This window comes from Microbacterium sp. MYb72 (assembly GCF_002979415.1).
Classification (GTDB): Bacteria; Actinomycetota; Actinomycetes; order Actinomycetales; family Microbacteriaceae; genus Microbacterium; species Microbacterium natoriense.
The window spans coordinates 85398-99420 of record NZ_PCOT01000002.1 but is presented as its reverse complement, the minus strand read 5'-3'; the positions used below and the strand labels follow the sequence as shown (position 1 = coordinate 99420).

12 protein-coding genes and 1 tRNA gene are annotated in these 14023 nt (G+C 69.6%); 11 read left to right on the top strand and 2 right to left on the bottom strand.

Annotated features, from left to right (window positions below):
* The first annotated feature begins 39 nt into the window (after positions 1 to 39).
* Both CQ047_RS01495 and CQ047_RS01490 read left to right on the top strand, forming a co-directional pair.
* Positions 40 to 113, top strand: a tRNA-Met gene (locus CQ047_RS01495).
* A gap of 88 nt (positions 114 to 201) precedes the next feature.
* Positions 202 to 1011 carry a carbon-nitrogen hydrolase family protein gene (locus CQ047_RS01490; protein ID WP_105672508.1) on the top strand — a complete coding sequence of 270 codons (810 nt, stop codon included), beginning with the start codon at positions 202 to 204 and terminating at the stop codon, positions 1009 to 1011.
* A 1-nt stretch (position 1012) separates the two neighbouring features.
* Here CQ047_RS01490 and CQ047_RS01485 read toward each other — a convergent pair whose 3' ends face one another.
* Positions 1013 to 2215, bottom strand: coding sequence for an aminotransferase class I/II-fold pyridoxal phosphate-dependent enzyme (locus tag CQ047_RS01485; RefSeq protein ID WP_105672507.1), 1203 nt, complete (start codon positions 2213 to 2215; stop codon positions 1013 to 1015).
* 100 nt (positions 2216 to 2315) lie between these two features.
* On the opposite strand from CQ047_RS01485, the gene CQ047_RS01480 reads away from it, so the two are divergent.
* From CQ047_RS01480 to CQ047_RS01470, 3 genes are read left to right on the top strand one after another with little or no spacing between them, the layout of a single operon-like run.
* A complete protein-coding gene (locus tag CQ047_RS01480; protein ID WP_258132426.1) occupies positions 2316 to 3989 on the top strand; it encodes a S1C family serine protease in 1674 nt (557 codons plus the stop codon).
* A gap of 48 nt (positions 3990 to 4037) precedes the next feature.
* Positions 4038 to 5291: a CDP-glycerol glycerophosphotransferase family protein gene (locus CQ047_RS01475; protein WP_105672506.1), complete on the top strand. Its 1254-nt coding sequence runs from the start codon at positions 4038 to 4040 to the stop codon at positions 5289 to 5291.
* Entirely contained in the window at positions 5288 to 6724 is a 1437-nt protein-coding gene (locus CQ047_RS01470) for a CDP-glycerol glycerophosphotransferase family protein (protein WP_105672505.1), read from the top strand. Before CQ047_RS01475 ends, CQ047_RS01470 begins: the two co-directional genes overlap by 4 nt.
* Before the next feature lie 6 nt (positions 6725 to 6730).
* Here CQ047_RS01470 and CQ047_RS01465 read toward each other — a convergent pair whose 3' ends face one another.
* The gene (locus tag CQ047_RS01465; RefSeq protein WP_258132425.1) at positions 6731 to 7801 is read right to left on the bottom strand and encodes a glycosyltransferase family 2 protein; all 1071 of its coding nucleotides are present in this window, start codon (positions 7799 to 7801) and stop codon (positions 6731 to 6733) included.
* A 172-nt stretch (positions 7802 to 7973) separates the two neighbouring features.
* Between CQ047_RS01465 and CQ047_RS01460 the strand changes: the two genes are divergently transcribed.
* From CQ047_RS01460 to CQ047_RS01435, 6 genes are all read left to right on the top strand, one after another.
* Positions 7974 to 9263 (top strand): CDP-glycerol glycerophosphotransferase family protein, encoded by a 1290-nt coding sequence (locus tag CQ047_RS01460; protein WP_105672503.1) that lies wholly within the window; start codon positions 7974 to 7976, stop codon positions 9261 to 9263.
* Positions 9260 to 10036 (top strand): biotin--[acetyl-CoA-carboxylase] ligase, encoded by a 777-nt coding sequence (locus CQ047_RS01455; protein WP_105672502.1) that lies wholly within the window; start codon positions 9260 to 9262, stop codon positions 10034 to 10036. Before CQ047_RS01460 ends, CQ047_RS01455 begins: the two co-directional genes overlap by 4 nt.
* A gap of 87 nt (positions 10037 to 10123) precedes the next feature.
* Positions 10124 to 10642 carry a PH domain-containing protein gene (locus CQ047_RS01450; protein ID WP_105672617.1) on the top strand — a complete coding sequence of 173 codons (519 nt, stop codon included), beginning with the start codon at positions 10124 to 10126 and terminating at the stop codon, positions 10640 to 10642.
* A 105-nt stretch (positions 10643 to 10747) separates the two neighbouring features.
* Positions 10748 to 11872, top strand: coding sequence for a 5-(carboxyamino)imidazole ribonucleotide synthase (locus CQ047_RS01445; protein ID WP_105672501.1), 1125 nt, complete (start codon positions 10748 to 10750; stop codon positions 11870 to 11872).
* 128 nt (positions 11873 to 12000) lie between these two features.
* Positions 12001 to 12468 carry a 5-(carboxyamino)imidazole ribonucleotide mutase gene (gene purE, locus CQ047_RS01440; RefSeq protein ID WP_105672616.1) on the top strand — a complete coding sequence of 156 codons (468 nt, stop codon included), beginning with the start codon at positions 12001 to 12003 and terminating at the stop codon, positions 12466 to 12468.
* Entirely contained in the window at positions 12465 to 13937 is a 1473-nt protein-coding gene (locus CQ047_RS01435) for an LCP family protein (protein ID WP_105672500.1), read from the top strand. Before purE ends, CQ047_RS01435 begins: the two co-directional genes overlap by 4 nt.
* Positions 13938 to 14023 lie beyond the last annotated feature (86 nt).

Sequence of the window (14023 nt, the reverse complement as noted above, 5' to 3'; positions counted from 1 at the left end):
CGCGCACCCTCAGAATCCGTGTTAGGCTATCCCTTGTGCCGCGGGGTGGAGCAGTTCGGTAGCTCGCCGGGCTCATAACCCGGAGGTCGCAGGTTCAAATCCTGTCCCCGCAACAAGAGAAGGCCCCCTGATCAGGGAAATCTGATCAGGGGGCCTTCGCCTTTTCCGGCTGTTCGGCCCGGGATGCGGGAGGATGGGTGCATGTCCGAGACCGCAGCCGTGCCCGTCGCCGTGTGCCAGTTCGCGCCCACGGCCGTCCGTGAAGAGAATCTCGAGCGGATCGCGCGGATGACGGCGGACGCCGCGCGCCGCGGAGCGGCGCTGGTCGTGTTCCCCGAGTACTCCGGCTACTTCGTCGAGCCGATGGACGCCTCGCTGGCGGAGAACGCGGAGCAGCTCGACGGAGAGTTCGTCTCGACGCTCACCGCTCTCGCCGCAGACCACGGCGTGGTGATCGTGGCGGGCTTCGCGGAGCGGGCATCGGACGACGAGCGTGTGCGCAACACGGTCGTCGCGGTCCGTGGAGACGGCGTCCTCGCGACGTACCGCAAGCAGCATCTCTACGACGCCTTCGGCCAGACCGAGTCGGACTGGGTGGAGGCCGGCGACGTGGGGGAGGCGGCGACGTTCGAGGTCGCCGGCATCCGCTTCGGGCTGATGACCTGCTACGATCTGCGCTTCCCCGAGGTGGCGCGGACGCTCATGGACGCAGGCGTCGACGCGATCGTGGTCCCGGCCGAGTGGGTGCGAGGCCCGCTCAAGGAGCACCACTGGACGACGCTGCTCGCGGCGAGGGCGATCGAGAACACCGCCTACGTGATCGCGGCCGACCACCCCGCGCCGATCGGCGTCGGGCACTCGCAGATCATCGATCCGCAGGGCGTGGTGCTCGCAGGCGTCGGCGTCGTGGAGGGGATCGCGGTCGCCCCGGTGGAGCGCTCCGCCATCGACCGCGTGCGGGCGGCGAACCCGTCACTGCGGGTACGGCGCTACCGGGTGGTGCCGCGCTGACTCAGGCGTCGAGCGCAGACAGCCGCCTCGCGGCCTCTTCCAGCACCTCGACCCGCTTGCACGCGGCGAAACGGACCAGGCCCGTGTAGTCCCCACGGCGCCCCTCGGAGACGAACGCGGAGAGGGGGATGGCGGCGACTCCCGCCCTCTCCGGCAGTGCACGGCAGAACGCCGCGGCATCCGTTCCTCCCAGCGCCGTCGCGTCGGCCACCGTGAAGTAGCCTCCCTGCGGCGCGTGCACCGTGAATCCGGCGGCACGAAGACCGTCGCCGAGGATCGCGTGCTTGCGCTCGAGGGTAGCCGCGGCCTCGGCGAAGGAGGAGTCGGGCAGACGGAGCCCGACGGCCACAGCGGGCTGGAACGGCGATCCGTTCACGTAGGTGAGGTACTGCTTGACGGTGAGGACGGCCGTGATGAGCGCGGCGGGGCCGTGCACCCAGCCGATCTTCCATCCCGTCGTCGAGAAGGTCTTGCCCGCCGAGGAGATCGTGAGGGTGCGCTCTGCCGCTCCCGGCAGCGTCGCGATCGGGGTGTGCGGGGAGTGGAACGAGAGATGCTCGTACACCTCGTCGGTCACGATGACCGCGTCGTGCCGGTGCGCCAGGCGCACGATGTCGGCGAGCACGTCGGGGCCGAAGACCGCACCGGTGGGGTTGTGCGGGTCGTTCACCAGGATGATCCTCGTGCGATCCGAGACGGCTGCGGCCAGCTGATCCCGATCGGGCTGGAAGTCCGGCGCCCGCAGCGGCACCGTCACGAGCTTCGCCCCGGCGAGGGCCGCGGCGGCCGCATAGGAGTCGTAGTACGGCTCGAAGACGACGACCTCGTCATCGGGACCGTCGATGAGGGCGAGGAGGGTCGCGGTGAGCGCCTCGGTCGCGCCCGCCGTCACGATCACCTCGGTGGCGGGGTCCACGTGAAGCCCGTAGAAGCGCTCCTGGTGCTCGCTGATCGCCGCGAGCAGATCGGGCACACCGCGACCGGGCGGATACTGGTTGGCGCCGTTCGCGATCGCGGCTCTCGCCGCCTCCAGTACCTCGGCGGGGCCGTCCTCATCGGGGAAGCCCTGGCCCAGGTTGATGGCCCCTGTTCTCGCCGCGAGTCCAGACATCTCTGCGAAGATGGTGGGCGCGACGCCTCCGTCGGATGCGAGCAGTCCTGCGCCCGCTGCCGTGCGCCTCCATGCGCCGGGAATGACACTCATGAAGAACAGGCTAAGGCCATAGGCGAAACTCACCTTCGACATAAGAAACGCACAGACACGGGCGGCACTCTGAAGGGGCGTTGCTGAAGGAGCAGACACCATGAACGAAGACAACACCCAGGACAACCCGGCACTCCCGTCGAACGACGCCGTGCCGACCACCGATGCCGCCCCGTTCGTCGACCGTTCGACGTCGGATGCCGCAGCTGACACGCCCGCTGTCGCCTCCACGCCCGTCGTGGAAGCCCCGGCGGCCCCCGTCGCGCAGGGACACGAGGTCCCGTCGACGTTCGCCTCGGCGCAGACGGCTCCCGTCGCTCCGTCGGCCCCGGTCGCCCCCGCGGCGTCGGTCCCGACCCCGTTCGGCCAGCCGGCCCAGGCAGGACCCTACGCCCCCGCAGCGTCCACGGCACCCCAGTTCTACGGAGGCCAGCAGGCGCAGCCGCAGATCGCGGCGACCTCGCCCGGAGCCGCGTTCGGCATCCACGACGGCACCCAGCCGACCGTCCCGCTCGGCGCCCCTCAGGCGTTCGCGACGGGCGACCCCACCGGTGCCGCCAAGACCAAGGACCAGAAGCCGCGCAGCGGCGTGAAGTTCGCGGCGATCGTCGTGGCCGCCGCCCTCGTGGGAGGCGTCGCCGGCTTCGGAGGCGGCGCGATCTTCACCGGGCTCGGCAGCACCCCCTCGACCGGATCGGCCGAGGGACCGCAGACCGTCACGGTGAACAACCCCGGATCCGTCAACGAGACCACGGCCGTCGCCACCGAGGCGCTGCCCTCCGTGGTCACGATCGAGGTCGCCGGCTCCAAGGAGGCCGGCAGCGGCTCCGGCGTCATCATCAGCGACGACGGCTACGTCCTGACGAACACGCACGTGGTCACCCTGGGCGGGGCCGTCGCCGACCCGACGATCAGGGTCACGACGTCGGACGGCCGCATCTACGACGCCACCGTCGTCGGCACCGACCCCATCTACGACCTCGCGGTCGTGAAGCTGAAGGACGCCAAGGGTCTCACGCCCATCACGTTCGCCGACTCGTCGAAGCTCAACGTCGGAGACACTGCGGTCGCGCTCGGCGCCCCGCTCGGGCTGTCGAACTCGGTCACGACCGGCATCGTCAGCGCGCTGAACCGCAGCATCCAGATCGCGTCCTCGGCTCTGCCGGACTCGTCGTCGCAGGATGCGCCGCAGGATCAGCAGACGCCCCAGGACGGCCAGTCGAGCCCGTTCCAGTTCGACCTGCCGGGCAACACCAACCAGCAGACGTCCGAGTCGATCTCGATCGCCGTGATCCAGACGGATGCCGCGATCAACCACGGCAACTCGGGCGGTGCGCTGGTGAACAGCAAGGGTCAGCTGATCGGCATCAACGTGGCGATCGCGAGCTCCGGCAGCTCCGAGGAGTCCGGTTCCATCGGCATCGGCTTCGCCATCCCGTCGAACATCGCCGAGCGCGTCTCGAAGGAGATCATCGCGGACGGCAGTGCGACCCACGGACTCCTCGGCGCGTCGGTCCGCGACGCGGCATCGGTCGAGAGCTCCACTCAGGCGGGCGCCTACATCGCCGAGGTCACCGACGGCGGCGCCGCGGGTGCCGCGGGGCTGAAGGCCGATGACATCGTCACCGCGTTCAACGGCGTGCCGATCACGAACGCGAGCGACCTCACCGCTCAGGTGCGGGCCGCGGCGGCTGGCAGTGACGCGAAGGTCACCTACGTCCGCGGAGGCAAGGAGTACGAGGCCGACGTCACGCTCGGCACGCTCGCCAAGTAGCACCCCGCCTCACAGAGAAGGACGTCACCCGCGCGATAGGCTCGCGGGGTGGCGTCCTTCTCTTTCGGCTCCGGCAATGCGGCCAAGCTGCTCCGGATCCCGCTGTACGCCGCCGGCCGCATCGGCACGCTGATCGTGCCGCGCGGTCGGCGCTGGGTCTTCGGCTGCGGAGCCGGGATCGGCGATGGCGCGCTGGCTCTGCAGCGGCTGGCGCAGGCGAACGGGCACGACACGCTGTGGCTGACCTCGTCCGAGCGCGAAGAGCGCGAGGCGGCAGCGCTCGGCATCCGCACGGTCCCCAAGGGCGGACTCCGCGGATGGTGGGCCACGGCGCGGGCGGGGGTGCTCGTGGTCACCCACGGCCTCGGCGACGTGAACCGCTATGCGAACGCCGGTGCGTTCGTCGTGCAGCTGTGGCACGGCATCCCGCTCAAGCGCATCGGGCTCGACTCGCCGGCCACGACCCAGGTGCCGAACGTCCCCGGAGCGTCGTTGCTGCGCCGGGTGGTCGGTCTCCTCTACCGCGGCGCCGCTCAGCGCATCCGCGTGCTGCCCGCCGCCTCGCACCGCTCGCGCGGTCGGCTGGAGTCCGCGTTCGGGATCGGCGACGCCCGGGTCGTCGTCACCGGCGAGCCCCGGGTGGACGTGCTCTCCGCGGGGACCGCCGACGAGCGTCGAGCCGCGGCATCCGCGCTGCTCGTGAGCGCCGTCGGCGAGCTGACCGACGGAGCCAGGACCATCCTGTACGCCCCGACCTGGCGCGACGGCGCGGCAGATCCGGCGGTGCCGAGCGCCGCGCAGTGGATCGACATCATCAGAACTCTCGAGAGAACCGACTCCGTGCTGCTGGTGCGCTCGCATCCGCTCGGGGAGGGCGGGTACGCGCCGCCTCTGCCCAGCAGGAGAGTGCGGATGCTGGGGGCCGGCGTCCTCGCCGACGTCACCCCCGCACTCCCCGCGGTCGACGTGCTCGTGACCGACTACTCGTCCCTCGCCTACGACGTGGGGCTGCTCGCGACCCCGGTGCTCTTCCTGGCGCCGGATGCCGAGGAGTACGCACGGACCCGAGGGTTCTACGGAGGCTTCGCGGAGGTCGCGGGGGAGGACTTCGCACGCAGCTGGGATGAGCTGATCGCGCAGCTGGAGCCGCTGCTGTCCGACGAGGGCGCGTTCGCCGCGAGGTCCGTGCGTTCCGCTACGCTCAGCGCTCAGATGCATGCGTTCCGCGACGGACGCAACACACAGCGGGTCTACGACGTGATCCGCGCGCGGGGAGTCCCCGCGCCGAAGGGAGCAGTATGACCACGGCCCGGATCGATGAGTCGGCCGAAGAGCTGATCATCTCGGGTGCAGGCGCTCGCCCGGCGAGCGCGACGCTCCTCGGCGCCCGTGCGCGCCTCGACGTGCGCCTCACCGGCGGCGGCAAGACCTGGAAGGCGGTCTTCCCGCTGCGCGCATCGAGATGGGGCGGCGCGGCTCTGCCGCTCCCAGCCGGTGAGTACGAGCTGCGGATCGACGGCGCTGACCTCGGTGCCGTGGAGATACCGTCGACCCTGCTCGCAGGGCTCCGCATCGCGGTGCAGGCGGCCGCAGTGACGATCGGCGCGCCGATCGATCCCGTCTACGAGACCGCGGAGGGGCAGTCGACCCTCGAGGAGCGCTACGTGGCGCAGACAGGCGGCACCGAGAACGCGGTGTTCTTCGAGAGCTTCTACGGCAAGACGGTCGGCTGCAACCCGCAGGCGATCGACAGGGCCCTCGCCGCGCTGGCGCCGGGGGTCACCCGGTACTGGAGCGTCGTCGATCTCTCCGTCGCCGTTCCCGACGGCGCCATCGCCGTCGTCGAAGGCAGCCCGGAGTGGTGGAGAGCCAGGGCGGCCGCACGTCTGCTGGTGGTGAACGACTGGCTGCGTCGGCGCTTCGCCCGTAAGGCGGGCCAGCGAGTCCTCCAGACATGGCACGGCACCCCGCTGAAGAGGCTGGCGCTGCATCGCCCCGGGTTCGACCCTCGGCGCATGGCGGCCGTGGTGAAGGAATCGCGCCGCTGGGACGTGCTGCTCGCGCAGAACACCTACTCCGAGCGGATCCTCCGCAAGGCCTACGCGTTCTTCGGTCGACCGATCTGGGTGGAGGGCTACCCCCGCAACGACGCACTCGTCTCCGGCGATCCTGCGGTCGTACGCGCGGCCCTGGGCATCGCCGAGGGGGAGCGCGTGCTCCTCTACGCGCCCACCTGGCGTGACGACCGCAGGGAGATGGTCGACTTCATCGACCCCGAGGCCCTCGCCGCCCAGGCGGATGCCGTCGTGCTCGTCCGAGGGCACTCGCGCACCATCGACACCGGGCGCGATCACGCCGGAGCGCGGGTGATCGACGTGACCGGGTTCCCCGAGACGTCGCAGCTCCTCCTGGCCGCCGACGCGCTGATCACCGACTACTCCTCTGTGATGTTCGACTTCAGCGTCACGGGCAAGCCGATGTACTTCCTGGTTCCCGACCTCGACCACTACCGGGGTCAGCTCCGGGGCTTCTACTTCGATCTCGAGGAGAGGGCGCCGGGACCGCTGGTCCACACCCAGGAGGAGTTGGCCGCCGCCCTCGCCGACCAGGGGCACGAGTCCGCCTATGCGGAGCGCTACGCGGCCTGGCGTGCCCAGTTCAACACCAGGGACGACGGCCATGCCGCCGAGCGCGTCGTGTCGCGCATCCTGGATCAGGGTTACGTCACCCGCTGATCCTGATCAGGGCAGAGGGGTGTTCCTCGTGCCCAGCCGTGACGCGTCCACGGTGTCGCCCGCACCGCGCAGCACGCCGCCGAGGAAGCCGAGTCCCCACGAGAGGTGCATGGTCGGCATGACGAGCAGCGTCCAGAGCCGCTGTCGGATGCCGCCGCCTCCGGGAGCGAAGGCGACCGCGACGTCGAGCAGGACGTAGACCGCGAGGGGCAGGTAGACGAGGGATGCGACGAGCGACACCATGCCGGAGAGGACGCCGGTCGCCTGCAGCACGCCGACGACGAGGGCGAGGGCGACGAGCAGCACCAGCGCAGGCGGAGCGAAGAAGCGGATGCCGTTGCGCCGGCCGAACCTGCGCACGAGCTCGCCGCGCCACGCACCGGTGGCGCGGAACTGCCGGGCCAGTCGCAGCCAGTTCTCGCGCGGCCAGTAGGTCACCGACAGCTCGGGATCGAACCACACGCGGTGTCCGGCCTGGCGGATGCGGAGGTTGAGCTCCCAGTCCTCGCCCCGCCTGATCGACTCGTCGAAGAGACCGACCTCCTCGAGCACCGATCGCCGCATGACGCCGAGATACGCGGATTCGGCTTCGCCCTCCTGCGATCCACCGTGGTAGGCCCCGCCGCCGAGGCCGACGGGGGAGTTGTAGAGGCGGGCCACGGACTTCTGGAACGGCGTGCGCCCTTCGGCGTGCATGACCCCGCCGACGTTCGCGGAGTCGGTGCGATCCAGCGTGTCGATGGCGCGGGCGGCATAGCCGGGGGAGAGCTCGGAGTGCGCGTCGACTCTGATGATCGTCGCGTACCTGCTGGCACGGATGGCCGCATTCAGTCCCACCGGGATGTGCGCTGCCGGGTTCTCCACGAGACGAATGCGGGAGTCCTCACTCGCGAGCCGCTGCGCGAGCTCCGTCGTCCCGTCGGTGGAGGGGCCGAGCGCGAGCACGAGCTCGGCGGGGATGTCGAGCTGCTGCTGCAGGACGGAGGCCACGGCGTGCTCGAGGTAGGCCCGCTCGTTGAGCACCGGCATGACGAAGGACACCCCGTCGGGATGCTCGGTGGTTACGTGGTCAGGCACATGATGATCATGTCATGACGCGATCGGGGGTTCGCTGACCGAGGGCGGCGGTGACGTCGGCGCGTCCGCGGATCGACATGGAACCGGATTCTCGGATAACGGAACCATCTCTATCCCTCTCGGGAGCCGCCGAGGAGCCGAGCGCGCGACCCCCACTCGGTACTCTGGAGGGATGGGTGCAGTGTCCGACGCGAAGAAGGCCTACCGACTGCTCAGACGCGCACTCCGCTCACGCTCGGCCGTGCAGCGCGTGCGTCGCCGCCTCGCAGAGGACGGCCCGCACCCTTCCGGGCACTTCAAGGTCGCCGTGTACTTCGCAGACGGCGCCGTGAACATGTACCAGATGCGTCAGTGGTACCGTCCGCTGGCCGAGCTCGCGAAGCGCTGGCCCGTCGTCGTGCTGTCCCGGGTCGCCACGGGCGCTGAGAAGCTCCTCGACGAGGACGCTCCTCCCGTCGCCTTCGTGCCGACGGTGCGAGACCTCGAGAGGTACATCGCCGATCAGGACATCCGGATCGTGCTGTACGTGAATCAGAACACGCGCAACTTCCAGATGTTCCGCTACGGCCGGCGCTGGCACGTCTTCATCAACCACGGCGAGTCCGACAAGATGTACATGACGACGAACCAGTACAAGGCGTACGACTACGCGTTCGTCGCGGGGCAGGCGGCGAGAGATCGACTCAGCCGAACGCTGTGGGACTACGACATCAACCGGCGCACGATCGAGATCGGGCGCCCGCAGGCGGATCACTACTCCGGGGCACTGCCGTACACGCCCGATGAGCGCACCGTCGTGCTCTACGCGCCGACCTGGGAGGGCGACCGCCCGAGTGCGCACTACGGCTCGATCGCGTCGCACGGTGAGGCTCTGGTCGGCGCGCTGCTCGCCACCGGCCGTCATCGCGTGCTCTACCGCCCCCACCCGCGGAGCGGCGTCATCGACGACGGGTACGGCGCCGCGCATCGACGCATCGTCGCCGCGATCGCGGCGGCCAATGCCGCGGATGCGACCGCCCAGCACGTCTACGACGACGGCCCGGAGCTCGGTTGGCAGCTCGCAGCCGCCGACGTCGCGATCGTCGACATCTCCGCCATGGTCTACGACCGCCTCGCTGTGGGCAAGCCCCTCATGATCACCCGTCCGGTCGACGAGCAGGCGTCCGTCGACACGAACGGCTACCTCTCCGATTGCGAGTGGCTGACCGCGGATGCCGCGGGAGACATCGTCGCCGAGGTCGAGCGCGTCCATGCCGACGAGGCGGCGATCGCGCGTCTGCGCATGTGGGTGCAGCACTACTTCGGCGATACCACCCAGGGAGTCGCCACGGAGAAGTTCCACGCCGCCGTCGAGCAGCTCATGCAGAAGTGGGAGCGCTGGCACGCCCACGAGATGGGCGCGGTCCGCCCCGATGAGGACGATGACGACGAAGAGGGCGACGAAGACGACGTGGACGAATGAGCATGCAGCTCCCGCTCACCGGAGCCGTCGCCTCGCGGCTGCTCGTCCTCTCCGCGACGGGGTCGACGAATGCCGACCTGAGGGCTCAGTCCGCGGATGCCGGCGGTTGGCCTCATCTCTCCGTGATCGCGACCGACAATCAGACCGAGGGCAGGGGTCGCCTCGACCGCAGCTGGATCGCCCCTCCTGGCGCCGCGATCGCCGTGTCTGTGGTTCTTCGCGCGCTTCCGCAGCGGCCCGAGGCCAGGGGATGGATTCCTCTGGCGGCGGGGGTGGCGATGTCCGATGCGATCGCCGCGCAGTTGCCCGGCCACGACGTCGCCGTGAAGTGGCCGAACGACATCCTGGTCGACGGAGGCAAGATCTGCGGCATCCTCGCCGAAGCCACTACCGAGGCGGTGATCGTCGGAACCGGTGTCAACACGGGGATGACGGCATCCGATCTCCCCGTCCCCACCGCGACATCGTTCGCGGTGCTCGGCGCGGAGGCCGATGCCGATCGGCTGATCGCCGACTATCTGCGCGGCCTCGACCGGCTCCTCACGGCGCTGATCGACGCGGGAGACGCCGTCTCCAGCGGACTCCACTCCGCCGCGAGCGCTCGCTGTGCGACCATCGGCGCCGAGGTGACGGTGTCGCTGCCCGGCGATCGGACGCTCCAGGGCACCGCGCTCTCGCTCGACGAGGATGGGCGCCTCATGGTCCTGGCGGACGGCGTCGAGCACGCCGTCTCGGCCGGTGATGTCGTCCACGTCCGCCCCGCCCGAGACTGACACGCCCGGAGTGCGGGCGCCGTTGTCGGACGGTGCATGCACAATGGAGGGGTGACCCAGCCCGTGACTCTCGGAGGCCGCCCGACGATGCCGCCTCCCGGCGTGCCCACGGAAGAGCTGCTCATCGCGAAGTTCCGCGGTCAGGCGCGACGGCTGTTCTGGTCGGCGCTGGTGCTGATCACGGTGTGCGGCGCCACGGCGTACTTCTACGGCAACCTCCCTGCGCCCTTCGAGGACTGGATGCTGCTGACGGCGGCGGGGCTGCTCATCGTTCTTCTGGTCATCGTCCCCTACATGATCTGGCACTCGCGGACCGTCACGGTGACCACGCGCAGGGTGATCGTCAACAACGGCGTGGGGTCCAGGAACCGGCGCGAGATGTCTCATGCACGCGGATACTCGATCGGCGTTCGGCGCGGGGTGCTGCAGCGCATGTGGGGCGCAGGGACGATCACGCTCACCAACGGCGTCGACGCTCCGCTGCGTCTGGCGAACGTGCCCAACGTCACGCTGGTCCACGAGACTCTGGCCGACCAGATCGAGGTCAGTCAGATCCTCGCTCACAGAGACGCGCAGTCCGGCGCCGAGACGCCCTTCGGCATCTGAGTCGTCTCTGCCGCCGACGAAGCCGTGCGGTCTCGGTCGGTTGAGACCGTGTCACCCGCTCCCGCATCGGTGCGGGAGAATGGTGATGACGAATGGAGGCGGCACATGGCGCTGCGTGTAGGCGTGATCGGCGGAGGCCAGCTGGCCAGGATGATGATCGCTCCGGCGGTCGAGCTCGGGCTCGACCTGCGGGTGCTCGCTGAGGGCGACGGCATGTCCGCCCAGCTGGCCGCGACAGCGGTGGGCGACTACCGCGATCTGGACGCGGTGCGGGCCTTCGCGAAGGACGTCGATGTGATCACCTTCGACCACGAACATGTCCCGCAGGATGTGCTCCGCGCTCTCGTGGCGGAGGGCGTCTCCGTGCACCCGGGTCCCGATGCCCTCCAGTTCGCTCAGGACAAGCTCGTCATGCGGGCGCGTCTGGCCGAGCTCGGCGTGCCGCAGCCCGACTGGGCGGCCGTACGGGATGCCGATGAGCTGAAGACCTTCCTCGATTCCCACGACGGCAAGGGGGTCGTGAAGACCCCGCGTGGCGGCTACGACGGCAAGGGCGTACGAGTGGTGCGCGCCGCCGACGAGGCCCAGGACTGGTTCGATGCACTGGCAGAGGGGGAGGCGCTGCTTGTCGAGGAGCTCGTCGGCTTCGTCCGCGAACTCGCGCAGCAGGTGGCTCGGCGACCCGGCGGGCAGATCGTCGCGTACCCGGTCGTCGAGACGGTGCAGCGCGACGGCGTCTGCGCCGAGGTCATCGCTCCGGCGCCTGCCGCACCCGACAGGCTCGTCCAGGTTGCGGAGGAGATCGGGCGTTCGATCGCCGAAGGCCTCGGAGTGACAGGGATGCTCGCCGTCGAGCTGTTCGAGACGGACGACGAGCGCATCCTCGTGAACGAGCTCGCGATGCGTCCGCACAACAGCGGGCACTGGAGCCAGGACGGCGCCGTCACCGGTCAGTTCGAACAGCACCTGCGTGCTGTCGCCGACCTTCCGCTCGGCGACACCTCGCCGCGGGCCGCCTGGTCGGTCATGGTGAACATCCTCGGGGGCCCTTCCGAGGGGACGCTCGACGAGCGGTTCGCCGCCGCCATGACAGAGCACCCATCCGCGAAGATCCACACCTACGGCAAGGCGCCCCGCCCTGGGCGCAAGGTGGGTCACGTGAACGTGTCGGGTGACGATCTCGACGACGCGGTCTACGTGGCGCGCGCCGCCGCGGCGCACTTCGACTGAGCGATCGCCCGCTCGACGACAGTGCGCGTCGAGGTGTGCCGCTGGGGGGTTCTCACAGCGCGAGACCTTAGCCTGATCTGGTGACTGAGCCACTGCACTCCTCCACCGCTCCTCTCGTCGGCGTCGTCATGGGCTCCGACTCCGACTGGCGGGTGATGAGCGACGCCTCTCAGGCGCTCACCGACTTCGGGATCCCGCACGAGGTAGAGGTCGTCTCCGCCCACCGCACCCCCGACAAGCTCATGTCCTACGCGCGAGAGGCCCGCGGCCGTGGCCTCCGCGTCATCATCGCGGGAGCCGGGGGAGCCGCCCATCTGCCGGGGATGCTCGCGTCGATGACGCCGCTGCCGGTGATCGGGGTGCCCGTGCCTCTCGGCTATCTCGACGGCATGGACTCGCTGCTGTCGATCGTGCAGATGCCGGCGGGCATCCCCGTCGCCACGGTGTCCATCGGAGGGGCGAAGAACGCAGGACTGCTCGCCGCCCGCATCCTCGGCACCTCTGATGCCGACCTCGCGGATCGGGTCGAGGCCTATGCGCGTGACCTCGAGTCGCAGGTCGAGGACAAGAACGAACGGCTGAAGGAGTCTCTGTGACGCTGGCCGCGCCGCGTGCAGCCGGGCGTCCGCTGATCGAGACGCGCCCGCTGCGGCATCCCGACGTGTCCGACTCCGGGACCATGATCAAGCGCGGCTGGTGGCTCGTCGCTCTCAACGTCCTGCTGCCCGGATCCGCCCAGCTCCTGGCAGGCAGCCGACGGCTGGGCCGCTTCGGTCTGGGGGCCACTCTCACTGCCTGGTTCCTGGTCATCGTCGCGGCGGGCCTCGCGCTCTTTGCGCGGCCCACGCTGCTGTGGCTCACGATCGGGGCCGGATGGTTCTCCGCTGTCGTCCTGACCGTGGTGCAGGTGCTGCTCGTCGGCTACGTCATCCTGTGGATCGTCCTCACCTTCGACACGCTGAGACTCGTGCGGCTCGTGAAGATCCCGGGCCTGTCGAAGTTCGCGCTTCCTGTCGTTACCCTGCTGCTGCTCGGGCTCGTCGGTTCGGTCACCGGTGTGGCCGCATCCTATGTGGGCACGGTGCGCAGCACGATCTCGACCATCTTCGGCAGCAGCGGCCCGAGTCTCCCTGCCAGCGACGGCTACTACAACATCCTCCTGCTCGGCGCCGACAGCGGCGAAGGACGCGACTCGATGCGCTTCGACAGCATCTCGGTCGTCTCGGTGAACGCGACCACCGGTGCGGTGACCATCACCGGCATCCCGCGAGACATGCCGAACTTCCCGTTCGCCGAAGACAGCCCTATGCGTGATCCGGAGCTCGTCGGCTTCGACTACCGCAACTACTTCGAGGGGCACAACGACTCGAAGTGCGGATGGGGCCCTGGCATCAACCAGCTCACGAACGCCGTGCAGGTGTGCCGCAAGGACGAGGGCGCGAGCCTCTACCCGAACGCGACGGCGCAGGGTTCCAACCCCGAGATCGAGGCGACGAAGGATGCCGCTGAGGGCATCCTCGGCATCAAGATCCCGTACTACGTCTTCCTCGACATGAAGGGGTTCGCGAACCTCGTGGATGCGCTGGGTGGAGTGAAGATCACCGTCGCCGAGCGTCTACCGAAGGGCGGGCCGCCCCCCGGTTCCGGCGCCCACGACGTGGACTCGTGGGCCATCGGCTGGATCGAGCCGGGCGAGCAGACCATGGACGGCGATACGGCCCAGTGGTACGCCCGCTCGCGGTACACGACGAGCGACTGGGACCGCATGCTCCGGCAGCGACAGCTGCAGGAGGCGATTCTGGCGCAGTTCACGCCGCAGACCGTGCTCACGCGCTTCAACGAGGTCGCGGCGGCGGGTACCGCCCTGGTGCACACCGACCTGCCCCAGGACAAGCTGCCCGAGTTCTTCGATCTCATGACGAAGGCGAAGGAGCAGCAGGTCAGGACGATCGAACTGACCCCTGACAACGGGGTGCCCGAGAAAGGCATCGACTTCGGCTACATCCACCAGATGATCCAGGATGCGCTGCACCCGCCGACGGAGACCCCGACGCCGACCCCATGAGAGGCGGGCTGCGACCCAACGTCACGCGCGACGCCCGTGACTGCGCGATCGGACCTGCCCCCGTCGTCGTCGCCGCGGATGGCGAC